The sequence below is a fragment of the Burkholderia metallica genome (assembly GCF_902832845.1).
In the GTDB taxonomy this organism is placed as follows: Bacteria; Pseudomonadota; Gammaproteobacteria; order Burkholderiales; family Burkholderiaceae; genus Burkholderia; species Burkholderia metallica.
The window spans coordinates 254672-272721 of the sequence record NZ_CADFDB010000004.1 but is presented as its reverse complement, the minus strand read 5'-3'; the positions used below and the strand labels follow the sequence as shown (position 1 = coordinate 272721).

16 protein-coding genes are annotated in these 18050 nt (G+C 68.8%); 7 read left to right on the top strand and 9 right to left on the bottom strand.

Annotation, left to right across the window (positions count from 1 at the left end; genetic code table 11):
* Positions 1–53 precede the first annotated feature (53 nt).
* Positions 54–1025: a GlxA family transcriptional regulator gene (locus HWX08_RS14070; protein WP_174921067.1), complete on the bottom strand. Its 972-nt coding sequence runs from the start codon at positions 1023–1025 to the stop codon at positions 54–56.
* 116 nt (positions 1026–1141) lie between these two features.
* On the opposite strand from HWX08_RS14070, the gene HWX08_RS14065 reads away from it, so the two are divergent.
* Together HWX08_RS14065 and HWX08_RS14060 are read left to right on the top strand one after the other, a co-directional pair.
* Entirely contained in the window at positions 1142–1825 is a 684-nt protein-coding gene (locus HWX08_RS14065; protein WP_174921066.1) for a DJ-1/PfpI family protein, read from the top strand.
* A 59-nt stretch (positions 1826–1884) separates the two neighbouring features.
* The gene (locus tag HWX08_RS14060) at positions 1885–2196 is read left to right on the top strand and encodes a cupin (protein WP_174921065.1); all 312 of its coding nucleotides are present in this window, start codon (positions 1885–1887) and stop codon (positions 2194–2196) included.
* Positions 2197–2254: 58 nt separating this feature from the next.
* On the opposite strand, the gene HWX08_RS14055 is transcribed toward HWX08_RS14060, so the two are convergent.
* The 4 genes from HWX08_RS14055 to HWX08_RS14040 all read right to left on the bottom strand — a co-directional run bounded on the left by HWX08_RS14055 (position 2255) and on the right by HWX08_RS14040 (position 6824).
* Positions 2255–2539, bottom strand: a complete 285-nt coding sequence (locus HWX08_RS14055) for a PAAR domain-containing protein (protein WP_069257509.1) — start codon at positions 2537–2539, stop codon at positions 2255–2257.
* Between the two features lie 124 nt (positions 2540–2663).
* Entirely contained in the window at positions 2664–3866 is a 1203-nt protein-coding gene (locus HWX08_RS14050) for a porin (RefSeq protein WP_174921064.1), read from the bottom strand.
* A gap of 116 nt (positions 3867–3982) precedes the next feature.
* Positions 3983–5455, bottom strand: coding sequence for an amidase (locus HWX08_RS14045; protein ID WP_174921063.1), 1473 nt, complete (start codon positions 5453–5455; stop codon positions 3983–3985).
* Positions 5456–5507: 52 nt separating this feature from the next.
* Positions 5508–6824, bottom strand: coding sequence for an MFS transporter (locus HWX08_RS14040; RefSeq protein WP_174921062.1), 1317 nt, complete (start codon positions 6822–6824; stop codon positions 5508–5510).
* A 200-nt stretch (positions 6825–7024) separates the two neighbouring features.
* Here HWX08_RS14040 and HWX08_RS14035 point away from each other — a divergent pair, with 200 nt between their 5' ends.
* The gene (locus HWX08_RS14035) at positions 7025–7942 is read left to right on the top strand and encodes a LysR substrate-binding domain-containing protein (protein ID WP_107309959.1); all 918 of its coding nucleotides are present in this window, start codon (positions 7025–7027) and stop codon (positions 7940–7942) included.
* A 36-nt stretch (positions 7943–7978) separates the two neighbouring features.
* On the opposite strand, the gene HWX08_RS14030 is transcribed toward HWX08_RS14035, so the two are convergent.
* On the bottom strand, positions 7979–8371 hold the full coding sequence (locus tag HWX08_RS14030) for an MAPEG family protein (RefSeq protein ID WP_174921061.1): 393 nt from the start codon (positions 8369–8371) through the stop codon (positions 7979–7981).
* A gap of 421 nt (positions 8372–8792) precedes the next feature.
* On the opposite strand from HWX08_RS14030, the gene HWX08_RS14025 reads away from it, so the two are divergent.
* A complete protein-coding gene (locus HWX08_RS14025) occupies positions 8793–11894 on the top strand; it encodes a transglycosylase domain-containing protein (protein ID WP_174921060.1) in 3102 nt (1033 codons plus the stop codon).
* 34 nt (positions 11895–11928) lie between these two features.
* Here HWX08_RS14025 and HWX08_RS14020 read toward each other — a convergent pair whose 3' ends face one another.
* Together HWX08_RS14020 and HWX08_RS14015 are read right to left on the bottom strand one after the other, a co-directional pair.
* Positions 11929–12276: a GFA family protein gene (locus tag HWX08_RS14020; RefSeq protein ID WP_107309962.1), complete on the bottom strand. Its 348-nt coding sequence runs from the start codon at positions 12274–12276 to the stop codon at positions 11929–11931.
* A 146-nt stretch (positions 12277–12422) separates the two neighbouring features.
* Positions 12423–13106 carry a FadR/GntR family transcriptional regulator gene (locus HWX08_RS14015; RefSeq protein ID WP_076605922.1) on the bottom strand — a complete coding sequence of 228 codons (684 nt, stop codon included), beginning with the start codon at positions 13104–13106 and terminating at the stop codon, positions 12423–12425.
* Between the two features lie 163 nt (positions 13107–13269).
* Here HWX08_RS14015 and dgoD point away from each other — a divergent pair, with 163 nt between their 5' ends.
* Entirely contained in the window at positions 13270–14418 is a 1149-nt protein-coding gene (gene dgoD / locus HWX08_RS14010) for a galactonate dehydratase (RefSeq protein WP_021160175.1), read from the top strand.
* A 146-nt stretch (positions 14419–14564) separates the two neighbouring features.
* Here the strand turns inward: dgoD and HWX08_RS14005 are convergent, their stop codons facing one another.
* Positions 14565–15497 (bottom strand): CopD family protein, encoded by a 933-nt coding sequence (locus HWX08_RS14005; RefSeq protein ID WP_107309967.1) that lies wholly within the window; start codon positions 15495–15497, stop codon positions 14565–14567.
* 377 nt (positions 15498–15874) lie between these two features.
* Here HWX08_RS14005 and HWX08_RS14000 point away from each other — a divergent pair, with 377 nt between their 5' ends.
* Complete coding sequence (locus HWX08_RS14000) at positions 15875–16639, top strand: c-type cytochrome (protein WP_069257517.1); 765 nt, start codon at positions 15875–15877, stop codon at positions 16637–16639.
* Between the two features lie 19 nt (positions 16640–16658).
* Positions 16659–17957 (top strand): c-type cytochrome, encoded by a 1299-nt coding sequence (locus HWX08_RS13995; protein WP_069257518.1) that lies wholly within the window; start codon positions 16659–16661, stop codon positions 17955–17957.
* Positions 17958–18050: the final 93 nt, after the last annotated feature.

Genomic DNA, 18050 nt, shown 5'->3' with positions numbered 1-18050 from the left:
TTCAGTCCCGTGCGACGCGCGTTCCGGCCCCGAGCACCGCCGCACGCGGCGCGTCACCGCACGAAGCGCTCGCGGTATCCCTGCGGCGACACGCCCAGCACGCGCACAAAGCAGCGTCGCAGCGTTTCCTCCGAGCCGAAGCCGCAACGCGCGGCGATCCGCTTGACGGGCCAGGCCGTTTCGCCGAGCAGGCGCTGCGCGGCCTCGACGCGAATCTGCTCGACCGCGCGCGCGGGCGTGCGGCCGGTTGCCGCGCGATAGTGGCGCACGAAGCTGCGCTCGCTCATGCGCACGCGCTCGGCCAGCGCGGGCACCGACAGGTCGGCCGTCAGGTGCTCGGCCATCCACGCATGCAGGTCGCCGAAGCGGTCGTCGGTGCGCTGCATCGACAGCATCGCGCTGAACTGCGCCTGTCCGCCCGGACGCTTCAGGAACACGACGAGTTCGCGCGCGACGTCGAGTGCGGTCGCGCGCCCGAGATCCTCCTCGACGAGCGCGAGCGCGAGGTCGATGCCGGCCGTCACGCCGGCCGAGGTCCATAGCGCACCTTCGCGGATGAAGATCGGATCGGATTCGACGCGCACGTTCGGATAGCGCGCCGCGAATTCGTCGCAGCGCGCCCAGTGCGTGACCGCGCGCCGCCCGTCGAGCAGGCCGGCCTCGGCGAGCAGGAATGCGCCGGTGCAGACCGACGCCACGCGCCGCGTGCGCGCCGCCTGCCGGCGCACCCAGCGCACCAGCCGCGCATCCTTCGATGCCGCGTGCACGCCCTTGCCGCCGGCGACGATCAGCGTATCGGGATGGCGCGCGGCCGCGCGCAGCGATTCCGCCATCACGACGAGGCCCGACGACGTTTCGACGGGCCCCGCATCGGCGGCGATGACACGCGGCGCATACGGCGCCGGCTGGCCGCGCTCCAGCGCGAGCTCGTTGACGGACGCAAACACCTGCAACGGCCCCGACACGTCGAGCAGCTGTGCACGGGGAAACGCGAGGACCAGGATCGAACGCGGAGCGGCTGGCATGACGATTGGCTGAAAACGTGGGTGATATGGCAATTTCGCCAAACACTACGCGCCTAGAATCGATCTGTCCATCCCGTGCCGGCAACGGTTCGCCCTCTTCCACCCGGAGTCTTCGCATGACCCTGCATATCGGTTTTCTCGTGTTTCCCGGCGTCCAGCAGCTCGATCTCACCGGCCCGCACGACGTGCTCGCGTCGCTGCCCGACGCAGCCGTCCATCTGGTCTGGAAGTCGCGCGATACCGTCGCGTCGAGCAGCGGGCTCGCGCTCGCGCCGACCTGCACGTTCGACGACTGCCCGCCGCTCGACGTGATCTGCATTCCGGGCGGGGTCGGCATCAACGCGCTGCTGCTCGACGCCGAGACGATCGCGTTCGTGCAGCAGCGCGCGGCGGCCGCGCGCTACGTGACGTCGGTCTGCACGGGCGCGCTGCTGCTCGGCGTAGCCGGCCTGCTGCGCGGGCGACGCGCGACGACGCACTGGGCGTTCCACTCGCTGCTCGAACCGCTCGGCGCGGTGCCGGTGCACGAGCGCGTGGTGCGCGACGGCAACCTGATCACGGGCGGCGGCGTCACGGCCGGCATCGACTTCGCGTTGACGATCGCCGCGGAACTGGCCGGCGACGAAGAGGCGCAGGCGATCCAGCTGCAGCTCGAATACGCGCCCGCGCCGCCGTTCGACGCCGGTTCGCCCGACACGGCGCCGGCAGCGGTCGTGAAGCGCGTCACCGAACGCTCGGCGGCCGGCTTCGCGAAGCGCAAGGAGACGATCGAACAGGCACTGCGTGCGATGTCGCGCTGAATGCGAATGTCGGAAAAATCACTGGGAAGCGACGTGCATACGCGCCGAAGAACACCTCGATGAACATCATCCGGAGCGCCGCATTCACGGCGGATCGCGCGTGGGGCGCGCTCGACATCGCGAACCTGAACGGCATCACGGTCCGGCTGCACTGGACCGACCAGCCGTATCGCTGGCACGTGAACGATGGCGAGGAAGTGTTCGCGGTGCTCAATGGCCGCGTCGAGATGCGCTATCGCGTGGTGGGTGTCGAGCACGCGACGGTGCTCGAAACGGGCGACGTCTTCCACGCGACGGTCGGCACCGAGCACGTCGCGCATCCGCTCGGCGCAGCACGCATCCTCGTGATCGAGACCGAAGGCAGCGACTGACGGCGGGCGGCTGGGTGTCGATGCCGCGCGGATGACGAGCGCCCGCGTGCGGCAAGCATTAACCCGAGATCGTGCCGGTGGCCTGCGACGCGATCAGCTTCGGCTGCGGCGTGCACAGACACTGGCACAGGTCGTGCTCGAGCGCGACGACCTTGCCCATCACGGTCATCGTCCGCTCGCCGCCATCCGACACGATCACGCCCGGCGACTTGCACGCCGCGCAGAACACGGCTGCGCCGAGATACGCGAGTTCGCGTCCGTCGAACGACGAATTGGCGATCCCTTCGAGCACCACGCCGCCGTGGTCGGTGGTGTCGCCCTTCAGAATGAATTTGCGGCTCATGTTGTCGGTTCTTCCCTCGGAAACGCCGCGCCGCGCGGCAGCGAGCCGCGCGCGGGCAGTCGGAATCCACCCGTCGGTCGCGGGCGTCCCGCGAGCATATCACCGCTCGCCGCGACCCCACCCGTCAGAACTTGTGCCGTATGCCGATGCGCGCCTCGAACTGGCGGTCGTTCGCGGACGCGCCGGGGCCGTTGATCGCGGCCACCGCCGGCCGCCCCGTCGAGTCGGTGCCCGATGCGCGCTGATAGACGGCAGTCAGATAGACATCGGTGCGCTTCGACAGGAAGTAGTCGAGCCCCGCCGCGACCTGGTGATACTTCGCGCCGTCGCGGCCGTTCACGCCGCCGCCGCGCGTGTAGTCGTACGCGACGCCGCCGAACAGAAAGGGGGTGAACTGATAGCGCACGCTCGCCTCGACATTGTTGAACACCGCGTTGCCGGACACGCCACCGGGGTTCGGGCCGGACGACGGGTCGCCGAGCTGGCGGAACGACGTATTCGTATACATCGCGCCGAGCGTTACCGCGCCGATCGCGTAGGTGCCGCCGGCCGCCGCGACCTGCAGCGTGCGCGCCGACGCATAGCCTGAATACACCGGCGACAGCATGTTGTTGCCGGGCACGCCGCCCACGGTCGGGGCCGGGCTGCCGGTCGTGCCGAAGAACGACACGTTCGGGTTGCGTGCATTCAGGTAGCCGGCCGCGACCACGAGCGGCCCGCGCGTGTAGCCTGCCGTCATCGACCACACCTGGTTGCGGGTCGCCGCGCCCGCGATGCCGCCGACCCCGTACATCGCCGCGAAGCGGAACCCGCCGTAATCGTTGCTCGTGAACTTGATCGCGTTGTTGGTCGAGTTCGCGTTGTTCACGTTGTCGAGATCGCCGGGGTGCGCAACCATGTAGCCGCCGAACAGCGCGGCGGCCTCGAGCGGCCCGAGGAAGTCGACGTTGGTGTCGTACTGCCGCCCGAGCGTGACGGTGCCGAACGGCCCCGCCAGCCCGACGAACGCCTTCTTGCCGAAGATCAGCCCCCCCTGCCCGAGCTTGCCGGTGCTCGGATCGAAGCCGTTCTCGAGCGTGAAGATCGCCGTCAGCCCGCCGCCGAGATCCTCGACGCCGCGCAGCCCCCAGCGGCTCGCCTGCTGCACGCCGCCCAGCATCCGCAGCGCGGGCTTGCCGCTCACCGTACCGTTCGGGCCGGCCACCGCGAGGTTGCTCGTGTAGGTCAGCCCTTCGTCGATAATGCCGTACAGCGTCACGCTGCTCTGTGCGTGCGCCGCACCCGCGATCAGCGCGACACCCGCGCCAGCCAACAGCCGTCTATTCATCGAAAGGTCTCCATTGCGCGGGTCGAATGGCAAAACGCAGGCGTGCGCGTCCCCCGCAGGCGCGCGGCCTGCTCCGGTGCGAACCGGAACGGTCAGCCGTGAATCGGGAAAGAAGGTCAGCGCATCGCGTCGGCAACGACCGGCGGCGGTGCCCAGCTGCGGCCGGTTGCAACTTCGTACGCGTGGCCGAACTGCAGCACGCCCCAGTCGTCACGGTATCGGCCGACGATCTGCATGCCGATCGGCAGACCGGCCGCGCCGAAGCCGCACGGCACCGACAGGATCGGCGCCTCGGTCGACGACAGGTACCAGCACACGCGCATCCAGTCGATGTACGACCCGCTTGCGGCGCTCATCCCATGCACGGGCGAGCGCAGGTCGACGTCGAACGGCATCACCTGCGTCGTCGGCAGCACGTAGAACGCGTAGCGCTGCATGAACGCGCGCATCCGCTCGAACAGCTGCGTCTTGCGCACGAACATGCGGCCGAGATCGACAGCCGTGAGCGAGCGGTGCTGCCGGTATTCATCGTGAATCTCAGGCTTCAGCACCGCGCGCTGCGCGTCGTCGAGCCCGTCGACCAGCGTACCGATCATCCACGCGCGCTCGATACGGAACACGTCCTCGGCGTCCGACAGATCGGGATCGTCGAATTCGACTTCGCAACCGAGCGCCGCGAACACGCGCGCCTGCGCGTCGACCACACGCCCGATCTCCGGATCGACCGGCACGCCGGGCAGGCCGCGCGACATCGCGATGCGCGTGCCGCGGAAGTCGCGTTCAAGCGGCAGCGCGAAGCGCGCACCCGGTTCCGTGAGTTCGGTCGCGGTCTCGCCGCTCGGCCCGGCGATCGCGGAGAGCAACAACGCGGTATCGGCCACATCGCGCGCCATCGGCCCGTCGACGCCGAGCGTCGTCCAGCCGTTCAGGTCCGGCGCGCGCGGCACGCGGCCCGGCGACGGCCGCAAGCCGACGACGTTGTTCCATGCGGCCGGATTGCGCAGCGAACCGCCCATGTCGCTGCCGCAGGCAAGCGGGTTCATCCCGCATGCGAGCGCGGCGGCCGCACCGCCGCTGCTGCCGCCCGCGGAGCGCGTCAGGTCCCACGGGTTGCGCGTCGCGCCGAACACTTCGTTGAACGTATGCGACCCGGCGCCGAATTCGGGCGTGTTCGACTTGCCGATCATCAGCGCGCCGGCGCTCGCGCAGCGGCGCACGACGAGCGCGTCATGCCGCGGCACGTGATCGGCGAACAAGCGCGAGCCGTACGTCGTGCGCACGCCGCGCGTCGCGGTGAGATCCTTCTGCGACACCGGCAGCCCGTGCAGCGGCCCCTGCCATTCGCCGCGCATCCAGCGGGCGTCGATGTCGCGCGCACGGGCGCGCAGCGTATCGGGATCGGCGACGGTCACGAGCGCGTTCACGCGCGGGTTGACCGCCGCGATCCGCGCGAGATGCGCGTCGAGCAGGTCGCACGCGCCGATCTGCCGCGTCTTCAGCAGGTCGAGCATCGTGCGCGCGGGCAGGTCGCACAGGTCGCCGGCCGCGACGCCGGCAGGCGGGGACGAGAACGAAACGGTGGCGTTCATACGATTCGGGGCGAAGGGGGAAGAAGGAAGCGGCAGCAGCGAGCGCAGTCGGTCACGCATCGCGATCGCTGCGATCCGACGCGAACGCGAGCGCGACGAGCGACAGCAGGCCACAGACGATCACGTACCATGCAGGCGCGGCCGGGTTGCCGGTCGCGCCGATCAGCCACGTGACGATGAACTGCGCGAAGCCGCCGAAGATCGATACGCCGCCCGCATACGCGATCGACAGCGCGGTCGCACGCGTGCTCTTCGGGAACAGCTCGGCGAGGATCACGCCGTTCGCGCCCGCATTGATCGAGTGCAGCGCGGCGAGCAGCATCACGACCACATACAGCGTCGCGATCGACGGCACCGCGCGGATCAGCCAGAAGCCCGGCAGGATCAGCACGGTCAGCGCGATGCGCGACCACAGCGCGACGCGCCTGCTGCCGGTTGCGTCCGACAGCCGCCCGCCGATCGGCGCGGCAACGAACATCACGGCGCCGGACAGGATCCCGCACCACAGCGCGGTATCCATCGGCAGGTGCAGCACCTTGATCGCGTACGTCGACATGTAATACAGCACGATGAAATGCGCGGCCGTGCCGCCGACCACGAGGCCGAGCGCGGTCAGCACGGCGCCGCCGTCACGCCGCAGCACGGTGCGGAGCAGCGTCGACGAACGCCGCGCGGCCGCGGCCGGCGCGTGCTGCTCGAACGCATTGAAGCGCGCGCGCAGGTAGAGGCCGACCGGCGCGATCAGCACGCCCGCGACGAACGGCACGCGCCAGCCCCACGATTCGAGCGACGCCGTGTCGAGGAAATGCGACAGCAGGAAGCCGACGAGCGAGCCGGCCAGCGCCGCGGCGCCCTGGCTCGCGAACTGCCAGCTCGTGTAGTAGCCACGCTCGCCCGCCGGCGCGCGCTCCGCGAGCAACGACGTCGATACGCCGACTTCACCGCCGGCCGAAAAGCCCTGCAGCAGCCGCGCGAGCACGACCAGCACGGGCGCCGCGACGCCGATCTGCGCGTAGGTCGGCAGCACGCCGATCATCCCGATGCCGACCGCCATCGTGACGAGCGTGAGGTTCATCGCGGGCAAGCGGCCGAAGCGGTCGGCGACGAGCCCGATCACGACGCCGCCGATCGGCCGCGCGATGAAGCCGACGCCGAACGTCGCGACCGACATCAGCAATTGCTGCTGCGCGGACACCGCCGGAAAGAACAGTTTGCCGAGCAGCACCGCGAAGAAGCTGAACACGGTGAGATCGAAGAATTCGAGGCCGTTGCCGATCGTGACGGCAACGATCAACTGGCGATTGGACGGGGATGCGGCAGCGTCGCCGACATGCCCGCCGACCATGCTGTCCGCTTGAGGCGCCTTCATGAAGGTGTGTCTCCGTACTGGTTGTGCGTGTCGTGTGCGCGGCCCGTTCGACGGCCTGCGCATGCAGTCTAGGCATCCAAAATACGCAGCCCGGAGCGACATTTTTCGATCGTGATAACGCACGGTTATCACGTGCTTTCAATGCGGCGGCGAGGTGTAGGATACGAGCGTCCCCACTGCCGCCGCGCCCCCGCCACGCCGTGAAACACCACCAGCTCCGGGCGCTTGCCGCCATCGCCGAACACGGCAGCCTGCGCGCGGCCGCGCGCGCGATCCACCTGTCGCAACCCGCGTTGACGAAGGCGATCCGCGAACTCGAACTCGATCTCGGCGTGCCGCTCGTCACACGCAATGCGCGCGGCGCGCAGCTCACACGCTTCGGGCAGGCTATCTATGCGCGCGCGCGGCTGATCCTCGCGGAAATGCAGCACGCGCGCGACGACGTGATCCAGTTGTCGGGCGGCAAGGAAGGCGCGCTCGCGTGCGCGCTGACGCCGCTGATGTCGCTCGGCTTCCTGCCCGCCGCACTCGACGCGTTCCGCCAGCGGATGCCGACGATCCGCCTCGACGTGCGCGAAGGTTTTCTCGACACGGCGCTGCCGCGCCTGCGCGACGGCTCGCTCGACTTCGTGATCGCGATCATCGACGCGACACGGCTGTCGCCCGAATTCACGTTCCGGCCGCTGCTCGAATCGGAACTGATCCTGATGACACGCGCGAGCAATCCGCTACGCCACTGCACGTCGCTCGCGCAGCTGCAGGATGCGCAATGGATCCTCAACACGTCGCCGGAAAGCATCGGCCGGTTGCTGCAGGACGTGTTCGTCGCGCACGGCTATCCGGCGCCGCAGCCGATCGTCGAATGCACGTCGTTCAGCGCGGCGTTTTCGCTGTCGGTGCACACCGACACCGTGTCGTGCGTGCCGAAGGGCTTCATGGAGATCGACTGGATTCGCGAGCGGATGGTCGCGATCGACGTGGAGGAAACGATTCCGGCCGTGTCGGTCGGCGTGCTCACGCGCCGCGATGCGCTGAATACGATCGCGTGCGACTACCTGATTCACTGCTTCGTCGAGGCCGTGCGCCGGCTCGATCGCGCGAAGCTGCTGTGGCGATAGCGGCGCGGCGCGCGAGACGTCGCCACGTACGGTCGTTCAGACAAACAACGCGATACACAGCGCTGCACCGCACAGATACGTGCCGAGCGCGCCGACGAAACGCACCGGATTCGGATCGGCCATCGTCGGCCACGCGAGCAATCCGACCACGAGCAGGCAACGGCATGCGGTCGCCGCGACGATCAGCGCGAGAACCGTGCGCGACGAATCGTGCGCACCGAAATAAAGAAACAGCACCGCGAGAAACGGCGCGTATTCGGCCGTGTTGCCGTGTGCGCGCACGATCTTGTGCAACCCGTTCGTCGGGTCGGCCGCGCACCCGGAACCGGTGGTGCACCGGAAACGCGTGACGGAGACGACGAGCCCTAGCCCGAACAGCAGCAGCCCGAGCACGGCCGTGCAGACGAGCGCGACAGGATGGATCGGCATGGGACTCCCGGCGAAAGCGGAAATGCGCCGCACATCCGGCGATCGTACCCGTGGCCGACACGCGCGGCTATCACGGAAACCCGCAGCAGCATCGCGCGCCGGACACAATTTTACGGTCGGGTTCCGATCCCAATTGTCGCTGCGTCGCCCCGCACGAAACCGGTGCATTGCCCGCCTGCCCGACCGTTCGGGCCTGCCCGCCGACACACCTGCCATACGGGTGCCCCGGCACGACACGCGCAAACGTTACGCTGCGACGGTATGCACCACCGCAACGCCGAGCGGGTTACAGCACGCCGCGGGCACACCCGTTGCATCGGCGCATCTCGGTAGTCGACCGCCCTTGGCAGCCGGCTGCGGAGGACTACACTAATCCTTAATGGGGTGCGGCCGGAGCCCGCGCCTTCAGGGAGACGCCGCCATGAATCGGCCGCTGAATCGTATCCTGCCGCGCGTGACCGGGCTCGCATCGGTCTGGACGTGGGTCAAGTGGTCTTTGCTTGCCGCGCTGCTGATCGCGGTGGCGATCGTCGCGCGGCTCGTGCAGACCGAGATCGAAACATCCCGGCTGCAGGCGCACTACCTGTCCGAGCTCACCCGCGACGTCGGCTACACGGTCGAGACGGGCCCGAGCGATCACATCCGCTTCCCCGCGAACGGCCCGTACGACGAGCGCCTCGGCTACGCGATGATGCCGGCGTTCCAGGAGCGGCTGCTCGCGCGCGGCTTCGTCGTCGGCAAGCAGGCGCGCGATTCGCAGCGGATGCTGTCGCTCGGCGATCGCGGCCTGTTCCTGCCATACGACGAGAAGGACCAGGCGGGGCTGAGGCTGTTCGACTCGACCGGCGCGCCGCTCTTCTCGACGGTATTCCCGCAGCGCGTCTACGCGGACTTCGACCGGGTGCCGCGCGTGATCGTCGATTCGCTGCTGTTCATCGAGGATCGCTACCTGCTCGACGCGAACGAGCCGAACCGCAACCCGGCGATCGACTGGGGGCGCTTCAGCCGCGCGGTCGCCGACCAGGCGCTGCACGTCGTCAACCGCCATCAGGCGCGCCCGGGCGGCAGCACGCTCGCCACGCAAATCGAGAAATTCCGCCATTCGCCCGAGGGCCGCACCGCGACGCCGCCCGAGAAGCTGCGGCAGATCGCGTCCGCGTCGGTGCGCGCGTACCTGAACGGCCCGCAGACGATGCCCGCGCGCCGCACCATCGTCATGCACTACCTGAACTCGGTGCCGCTCGCCGCGCGGCCGCACGTGGGTGAAATCACCGGCATCGGCGACGGCCTCGCCGCGTGGTACGGCCGCGACTTCGACGACGTGAACCGGATCCTGTCCGCGCCGACGACCGGCGACAACGTCGACGAACAGGGCAAGACGTTCCGCGAGGTGCTGTCGCTGATCATTGCGCAGCGCGCGCCGTCGTACTTCCTCAACCGCGGCTATCCGGCGCTGCAGAAGCTGACCGACAGCTATCTGCGGTTGCTGTCCAACGGCGGCGTGATCTCGCCCGCGCTGCGCGACGCCGCGCTCGCCGCGCAGATCGAACGCAGCGCGCCGCCGGCCGCCGCGCACGTGCAGTCGTTCGTGTCGCGCAAGGCCGTGACGTCCGCGCGCGCGTCGCTGCTGTCGGCGCTCGGGATCAGCGACCTGTATCAGCTCGACCAGCTGGACCTGCAGGCGACCAGCACGCTCGACAACGGCGTGCAGCAGGCGGTCGCCGAACGGCTCGCGCGGGCGTCGACGCGCGACGGCGCGCAGGCAGCCGGCCTGTACGGATTCGAAATGCTCGCACCGAAGGACGATCCGTCGCACCTCACGTACAGCTTCACGCTGTACGAACGCCTCAACGGCGCGAACCTGCTGCGCGTGCAGACCGACAGCGTGAACCAGCCGTTCGACGTGAATCGCGGCGGCCGCATCAACCTCGGCTCGACCGCGAAACTGCGCACGCTGATCACCTACCTGCAGATCGTGTCCGACCTGCATGCGCGCTATGCAAACCTGTCGAACGCGGAGCTGGCCCGTGTGAAGCCCGACCCGATCGACGGGCTGTCGCGCTGGGCGCTCGACTACCTCGTGCACACGCGCGACCGCTCGCTGCAGGCGATGCTCGACGCGGCCGTCGAACGCAAGTATTCGGCGAGCCCCGACGTGTTCTACACGGGCGGCGGCGCGCAGGTGTTCTCGAATTTCGAGAAGTCGGACAACGGCCGCATCATGACGCTGCATACGGCGTTCGAGCATTCGGTCAACCTCGTGTTCGTGCGGCTGATGCGCGACATCGTCCACTACGAGACGCTGCAGGCGGCCGGCCCGTCGTCGTCGTGGCTCGGCGATCCCGCGCAGCGCCAGCATTACCTGCAGCAGTTCGTCGACGGCGAAAGCCAGGTCTACGTGAAGCGCTACTACACGCGCTATGCGGGCAAGGCGCCCGACGACGCGCTCGCGCTGATGCTGAAGGACGTGCGCAAGTCGCCGCCGAAGATCGCGACCGTGCTGCGCAGCGTCGCGCCGAACGAATCGCTCGCGTGGTTCGACGCGCAGATGCGCGCGCAGCTGAAGGGCACGCCGGCCGCGACGCTGTCCGACGACGATCTCGCGAAGCTCTACGCGAAGTACGCGATCGATCGCTTCAACCTCAACGACCGTGGCTATATCGCGAGCGTGCATCCACTCGCGCTGTGGACGCTCAACTACCTGCGCGCGCACCCGGCGGCATCGCTCGCGGACGTCCAGCGCGACAGCCGCGATGCGCGTTTCTACACGTACTCGTGGCTGTACAAGACGCGCTACCACGCGACCCAGGACCGCCGCATCCGCCGCATGGTCGAGCTGCGCGCGTACGCGGAAATCACGAAATCGTGGCGCGCGCTCGGCTACCCGTTCGCGGAAGTCACACCGTCGTACGCGGCCGCGATCGGCGCATCGGGCGACCAGCCCGACGCGCTCGCGAAACTGATCGGCCTGATCGCGAACGGCGGCCGGAAAGCGCCGACCGAGACGATCACGCGGCTCGACTTCGCGACGGGCACGCCGTACGAGACGCACTTCGTGCGCGCGGCCGCGCAGCCGCAGCCGATGCTGCCGCCCGAAATCGTCAACGTCGCGCACACGCTGCTGCGCGACGTCGTGCTCAACGGCACCGCGCGCCGCCTCGCGGGCGGCTTCACGCTGCCCGACGGCAAGACGCTCGACGTGTACGGCAAGACGGGGACGGGCGACCAGCGCTTCAACGTCTATGCGCGCGGCGCGCGGCTGATCGAGTCGCGCAAGGTGAACCGCAGCGGCACGTTCGTGTTCGTGCTCGGCGACCGGTTCTTCGGGGTCCTGACGGCCACTGCGCACGAGCCGTACGCGGCGCGCTACGACTTCACGAGCGCGATGGCCGTGCAGTTGCTGAAATCGATGGCGCCGGCGCTCGCGCCGCTGGTCGAACGCCCGGCCGGCGCGCGCACCGCGGGCCCCGCCCCGCAGGCGGAAATGCCCGCGACGGGTGCCGCTGCCGCGCAACCGTCCTGACGGCCGCGCGAGCGGTCATGCGCGAACGCGCCGCTCAGTGCGAGCGACCGTCGTAGTGCGTGACCGGCAGCGCGTCGAGATCGACACCTTCCAGGCAGCGCACATTGATCGCGGCCATCGCGTTGCCGTGCTGATCGACGCCTTCGCCGAACGCATGAATCCCGCAGCGCTTGCAGAAGCGGTGCTTGATCACGTGCTTGTTGAACATGTAGGTGGCGAGATTGTCGTCGGGCGTGAGGAGCGTCATGTGGTCGCGCGGCACGAACCACATCAGCGCGCCCTTGCGCTGGCAGATCGAGCAGTTGCACGCCATCACGCGCTGCAGGTCGCCTTCCGCCTCGAACTTCACGTCGCCGCAATGGCAGCTTCCGCGATAAAGCATGGTCGTCTCCCGTGCGGCCCGTGCGCGTCGACGGCACCCCGGCGGGATACCGTTGGCCGGGCCGATCCATGCGGGTACAGTAGCGCGCACGTGCACCGCACGCAATGTCCGGCGCCGCGCCGCCCACCCACACGCGCCGGCGCGCGTCAGGACATCTCGATCCGCGCGCGCGTCACCGCGAGCAGCGCCGCCATCGCGCGGCGCGCACCGTCCTCGTCACGCATGCGGATCGCATCGCTGACGGCCGTGTGCTCGGCGAGCGATGCGTTGTACACGTCCGCGCGGCGCGCGTTCAAGTGCAGTTGCGCCTCGAGCGTGCGATCGATCAGCGCGCCGAGCGGCACCAGCAGCTCGTTGCCGCCGGCCTCGAGCACGCTCAGGTGAAAACGCAGGTCGGCGCGCACCCATTCGTCGACGTTGCGTGCGGCGGCCATCGCGCGCGCCGCGCCTTCGATCGCGTCGAACATTTCCGGCGTATGCATGCGCGCGGCCAGCGCGGCCGCATACGGCTCGACCATCTCGCGCATCTCCTGCAGCTTCAGCGCGAACGCGAGCGGCGGCGCGACGCGCGCGTACCAGTCGAGCAGGTCGGCGTCGAGCAGGTTCCACACGCCGCGCGGCCGCACGCGCGTGCCGATCTTCGGCCGCGATTCGACGAGCCCCTTCGACGTGAGCGTACGCAGCGCCTCGCGCATCACCGTGCGGCTCACGCCGTACATCTCCATCAGGTCGGGCTCCCTCGGCAGCAGCGACTCGGGCGGGTAGTCGCCGCGCAGGATCGCCGTGGCGAGCCGGAAGGCCGTCTGTCCATGCAGGTCGCGTCGAATGATCGTTCTCCGTTATGCCGGTGCCCGGGCGGGCCGGCTGCCCACTATCTGCACAATAATGCTATTAATACTATTTTTCTTCGGGCTGCGCTAGGATAACCGTGAAAGCACGCGACCGCGCGGCGCGCCCGATTGCCCGCGCCGGTCAACCCTGGAGACCCGCATCGTGAAAATCACCCGCCTCGAAACCTTCGTCGTCCCGCCGCGCTGGCTGTTCCTCAAGATCGAAACCGACGAAGGCATCGTCGGCTGGGGCGAGCCGGTCGTCGAAGGCCGCGCGCACACGGTCGAGGCCGCCGTGCAGGAGCTGGCCGACTACCTCGTCGGCCGCGATCCGCTGCTGATCGAGGATCACTGGCAGGTCATGTACCGCGCGGGCTTCTACCGCGGCGGCCCGATCATGATGAGCGCGATCGCGGGCGTCGACCAGGCGCTGTGGGACATCAAGGGCAAGCATCACGGCGTGCCCGTGCACGCGCTGCTCGGCGGCCAGGTGCGCGATCGCATCAAGGTGTATTCGTGGATCGGCGGCGACCGGCCGAGCGACGTCGCGAACAACGCGCGCGCGGTGGTCGAGCGCGGCTTCAAGGCCGTGAAGATGAACGGCTCCGAGGAGCTGCAGATCGTCGACACCTACGACAAGGTCGAGCAGGTGATCGCGAACGTCGCGGCCGTGCGCGACGCGGTCGGCCCGCACGTCGGGATCGGCGTCGACTTCCACGGCCGCGTGCACAAGCCGATGGCGAAGGTGCTCGCGAAAGAGCTCGACCCGTACAAGCTGATGTTCATCGAGGAGCCGGTGCTGTCGGAGAACGCCGAAGCGCTGCGCGACATCGTCAACCAGACGAACACGCCGATCGCCCTCGGCGAGCGGCTGTACTCGCGCTGGGACTTCAAGCACATCCTCGCGGGCGGCTACGTCGACATCATCCAGCCCGATGCGTCGCACGCGGGCGGCATCACCGAATGCCGCAAGATCGCGACGCTCGCGGAAAGCTACGACGTCGCGCTCGCGCTGCACTGCCCGCTAGGGCCGATCGCGCTCGCCGCGTGCCTGCAGCTCGATGCGGTCAGCTACAACGCGTTCATCCAGGAGCAGAGCCTCGGCATCCACTACAACCAGGGCAACGACCTGCTCGACTACCTGCGCAACCCCGAGGTGTTCCGCTACGAGGACGGCTTCGTCGCGATCCCGCAGGGCCCGGGGCTCGGCATCGACGTGAACGAGGAGAAGGTGCGCGAGATGGCGAAGACGGGGCACCGCTGGCGCAACCCGGTATGGCGCCACGCGGACGGCAGCGTCGCCGAGTGGTGAGCGCGACGCGCGTCGCGCCAGGAATCGAATCGACCACGGCTGCCCGACGGGCAGCCGTTTTTGCATGCGCTGCGGTACCCGGCCCACGCCGGGCGCGCGACGTGATGCGACGCGGCGCAACGCCGACGTCGCGGCGCGACCGGCCGTCAGCCGAGGGCCGCGAACCCCGGCACGCTGAACGACAGCACGGCCGCCGCGACGAACACGCCGATCATCGTCAGCGCTTCGAGATGCAGGATGTTGCGGAACGTATACGCATCCTCGGTCGACGCGGTGCGGCGCAGGCGCGGCAGCGCCGCGAAGCGGTTCAGGCCGCCGAGCACGAGCGCGAGCGCGACGAGCAGCAGCTTCAGCAGCAACACGCGCCCCCACGTGCTGCCGTCGAGCGGCGCGAGCGACCCGCCGAGCCCGCGGATCGCATTGAGCGCGCCGGTGCCGAGCATGAAGACGACCGCGACGATCGACGTGCGCGACAGTTGCTGGCCGAGGCGGATCAGCGCGCCGCGCGCGACCGACGATCCGAGCGCCGGCAGCACCGCGAGCCCGCCCGCGAGCACGAGGCCGCCCCACACTGCGGTGGCGAGCAGGTGCAGCGTCTGCACGCCGACCGCCGCGGACAGCGCGCCGGTGTCGGCCGCATGGCCGAGCGACGCCTTGCCGGCGGCGACCACGATCACCGCGAGCCACAGCACCGCGTGTGCCACCGGACCCTCCGGCTTCGCGAGCGCGACGATCGCGAGCACCACGGCGCCGGCGAACGCGACGCTCCATGCGAAGCCCGCATGCGTCTGCGTCAGCATGACGGGAATCGCGGCGAACGCGCCGCCGAGCCCTGCCCCGCTCATCGTCGCGGCCTCGTAGACGAGCCAGCCGAGATCCGCGAGCACCAGCGCCAGCGCCGCCGCGACCAGCGAATGTTGCGCGCGCAGCCATGCGGGGTGCGACGGCGCGACGACCGGCCGCGCGCCGTCCTTGCCGAGCCACGCCTTGAGCAGCACCGAGCCGACCGCCATCGCGAACGCGGCGTCCATCAGCGCCGCGAGCGCGACCTGACCGATCCACAAGCTGTCGAACTTCATCGCGCGCATCCTCCCGCAAGCGGCAGGCCGGCAGTGCGGCGGCAACGGGACGGACGGCATGAGTCAGGCAACGGCACGGTAGAAAACGTCATCGATGAATCCGGAAACGGGAGAAATGACTGGATCTGCGGCGGAGGCGGCGCCGCGCGACCCGCGAGTGTAGGTCTTCGATGGTGTAAACGCACGCCGGTTCACACGGGGCCGTCGCAATGCGCGTCAAATTGTCGCAAGTCGCAAACAGACAGGAACCGGTGACCTTTCGTCAAATAGCCGTCATTACCCATCGATGATAGAATGCCGCGTCGCAGCAGCCCGGCTGTCCTGCCGTCCATGCGCCGAGCCGATCGTAGCCCGGACAAGGTCCCCGACGAATAAACATGGAGTCTCGTGTGTCTTCAAGACGCCTCTTCCGTCCGCTGCTCGCCGTTCTGATGATCGGCGGCGCGGGCCTTATGAGCGCTGCCCAAGCGCAGACCAAGCCCACGGAGCAAGCGCACGCCCAGCAGGCGCCGCTCAAGGCACCCGATACCATGGCCGAGCGCGTGCGCGGCTGTACCGCATGCCACGGCGTCCACGGCCAGGGCACGGACAACGACTACTTCCCGCGTCTGGCCGGCAAGCCGGCCGAGTACCTGTACAACCAGCTCGTCAACTTCCGTGACGGCCGGCGCAAGTACCCGCCGATGAACTACCTGCTGACGTACCTGAACGACGACTACCTGCGCGAAATCGCCGAGCACTTCTCGGCCGAACGTCCGCCGTACCCGACGCCGGCGAAGCCGTCGCTGCCGGCCGCGACGCTCGCACGCGGCAAGCAGCTCGTCACGCAGGGCGACCCGTCCCGCAAGCTGCCGGCCTGCGTGGCCTGCCACGGCGCAGGGCTGACCGGCATGCAGCCGGCGATCCCGGGCCTCGTCGGCCTGCACGCCGATTACCTGAGCGCGCAGCTCGGCGCGTGGCGCTCGGGCAACCGCCATGCGAAGGCACCCGATTGCATGCACGACATCGCGTCGAAGCTGTCCGACGAAGACGTGACGGCCGTGACCGCATGGCTCGCCGCGCAACCGGCGCCCGCCAACCCCGTGCCGGCTCCGGCGCGTTCGATGAAGACTCCGCTCGCCTGCGGCAGCGAACCGCAATAAGGCAAGGGAGACAGACACAATGAAACGCAAGTCCCTGTTTGCACTCTCGGCCGTCGCGATCGTCGCGGCAGCCGCCCTCGTGCCGGTCCTGTGGCCGGGCAACGACACGCTGCACGGCGCTTCCGCCGTCGCGGCCACGCCGGCCGACCAGGCCGCGCTGATCAAGAAGGGCGAATACCTCGCGCGCGTCGGCGACTGTATCGCGTGCCACACCGTGCGCGGCGGCAAGTCGTTCGCGGGCGGCCTGCCGATGGCGACGCCGTTCGGCACGATGTACACGCCGAACATCACGCCGGACGACAAGGACGGCATCGGCAAGTGGACGTCGGACGACTTCTACCGCGCGATGCACACCGGCCGTTCGAAGGACGGCAGCCTGCTGTACCCGGGCTTCCCGTTCGCGAGCTACACGAAGGTCACGCGCGCGGATTCGGACGCGATCTACGCGTACCTGCGCTCGGTCGCGCCGGTGTCGGTGCCGAGCCGTCCGCACGAACTGAAGTTCCCGTTCAACAACCGCAACCTGCTGATCGGCTGGCGTACGCTGTTCTTCAAGGAAGGCGAATACAAGCCGGATCCGACCAAGTCGGTCGAATGGAACCGCGGCGCGTACCTCGTCGAAGGTCTCGGCCACTGCTCGATGTGCCACACGTCGATCAACATGATGGGCGGCCCGGTGAGCTCGGCGGCCTTCGCGGGCGGCCTGATCCCGCTGCAGAACTGGTATGCGCCGTCGCTGACGAACGACAAGGAACTCGGCCTCGGCGACTGGCACGTGCAGGAGCTGTCCGACCTGCTGCAAGCCGGCGTGTCGAACAAGGGCGCGGTGTTCGGCCCGATGGCGGACGTCGTGCACAACAGCCTGCAGTACATGACCGACGAAGATACGCGCGCGATGTCGACGTACCTGAAGTCGATCCCGCAGAAGGCTGAAGCGCCGAAGAACATGCAGTACGAGCCGTCGAAGCAGTTCGGCAACGCGCTGTTCGACCAGGGCAAGAAGATCTACGCGGACAACTGCGCGACCTGCCACGCCGAAACCGGCGCAGGCAAGCCGCCGGCCTATCCGCCGCTCGCGGGCAACCATTCGATCCTGATGGAATCGGCAGTCAACCCGATCCGCATGGTGCTGAACGGTGGCTATCCGCCGAGCACGTTCAAGAATCCGCGTCCGTACGGGATGCCGCCGTTCGCACAGTCGTTGTCGAACCAGGAGGTTGCGGCGGTCGTCACGTATATCCGTATGTCGTGGGGCAACAACGGTACGCCGATCTCGCCGCAACAGGTGAGCGACCTGCGTTCCGCGCCGCTCGACTAAGAAGCGGCTCACACAAACGGGGCGCGGCTGCGGGAAACCGCGGCCGCGCCCTTTTGCTTTTTGGCTGTTTTGCGATGTCGCATCCCGCGCGGG

Coding starts and splice junctions, on each gene's coding strand:
- HWX08_RS14070 (WP_174921067.1), bottom strand. CDS start 1,025: ATGCCAGCCGCTCCGCGTTCGATCCTGGTCCTCGCGTTTCCCCGTGCA.
- HWX08_RS13995 (WP_069257518.1), top strand. CDS start 16,659: ATGAAACGCAAGTCCCTGTTTGCACTCTCGGCCGTCGCGATCGTCGCG.
- HWX08_RS14025 (WP_174921060.1), top strand. CDS start 8,793: ATGAATCGGCCGCTGAATCGTATCCTGCCGCGCGTGACCGGGCTCGCA.
- HWX08_RS14000 (WP_069257517.1), top strand. CDS start 15,875: ATGGAGTCTCGTGTGTCTTCAAGACGCCTCTTCCGTCCGCTGCTCGCC.
- HWX08_RS14045 (WP_174921063.1), bottom strand. CDS start 5,455: ATGAACGCCACCGTTTCGTTCTCGTCCCCGCCTGCCGGCGTCGCGGCC.
- HWX08_RS14005 (WP_107309967.1), bottom strand. CDS start 15,497: ATGAAGTTCGACAGCTTGTGGATCGGTCAGGTCGCGCTCGCGGCGCTG.
- HWX08_RS14060 (WP_174921065.1), top strand. CDS start 1,885: ATGAACATCATCCGGAGCGCCGCATTCACGGCGGATCGCGCGTGGGGC.
- HWX08_RS14065 (WP_174921066.1), top strand. CDS start 1,142: ATGACCCTGCATATCGGTTTTCTCGTGTTTCCCGGCGTCCAGCAGCTC.
- HWX08_RS14050 (WP_174921064.1), bottom strand. CDS start 3,866: ATGAATAGACGGCTGTTGGCTGGCGCGGGTGTCGCGCTGATCGCGGGT.
- HWX08_RS14030 (WP_174921061.1), bottom strand. CDS start 8,371: ATGCCGATCCATCCTGTCGCGCTCGTCTGCACGGCCGTGCTCGGGCTG.
- HWX08_RS14040 (WP_174921062.1), bottom strand. CDS start 6,824: ATGAAGGCGCCTCAAGCGGACAGCATGGTCGGCGGGCATGTCGGCGAC.
- HWX08_RS14055 (WP_069257509.1), bottom strand. CDS start 2,539: ATGAGCCGCAAATTCATTCTGAAGGGCGACACCACCGACCACGGCGGC.
- HWX08_RS14020 (WP_107309962.1), bottom strand. CDS start 12,276: ATGCTTTATCGCGGAAGCTGCCATTGCGGCGACGTGAAGTTCGAGGCG.